The sequence below is a fragment of the Okeania hirsuta genome (assembly GCF_003838195.1).
GTDB classification, from domain to species: domain Bacteria; phylum Cyanobacteriota; class Cyanobacteriia; order Cyanobacteriales; family Microcoleaceae; genus Okeania; species Okeania hirsuta.
This window is the reverse complement of record NZ_RCBY01000698.1, coordinates 1-560: the sequence shown is the minus strand read 5'-3', so window position 1 is coordinate 560 and position 560 is coordinate 1. Positions and strand designations below refer to the sequence as shown.

Genomic DNA, 560 nt, shown 5'->3' with positions numbered 1-560 from the left:
TGCTCCGGTACTTTTAGAGGTTGCTCGTTACTGTCAATGTCAGCTCAGAATTGAATATCCTTTGAGTGTGAATGAAAGGTTAAAGGGTAATCTTGATTACTTGCTACAATCTAATTCTCAACTGTTAGTAATTGAAGCAAAACATGAGGATATGACGCGGGGTTTTACGCAGTTAGCTGTGGAGTTAATTGCATTATCTGAATGGGAACCGGAGCAGGATTTAATTTTTGGTTGTGTGACTATGGGGGAACTTTGGATATTTGGTATTTTGGATAAAAAGCAACGTTTAATTCAGCAAAATATTGATTCTTTGAGAGTTCCTGGGGATGTGGAGGCTTTGGTTGATGTGCTTGTGGGGATTCTGGAAGGCTAAAACTACACACCTAAACAAGAAATCTGTCATTGCGAGCGGCAGCGTTTGCGTAGCATTCCGTCAGGAAAGCAATCTCCTCAACCTCTGAGATTGCTTCCTTCCACTCCGTTCCAGTCGCAATGACTATAATAACAAATTATCCAGATTTGATATAAGTCTTATTCTATTAATTTTATAACCTATTTGC

Annotated in this window: 1 pseudogene; it reads left to right on the top strand. The window is 39.3% G+C overall.

The features are described from left to right. Positions 1-373, top strand: a pseudogene (locus tag D5R40_RS33740) (hypothetical protein); the annotation flags it as partial. Positions 374-560: the final 187 nt, after the last annotated feature.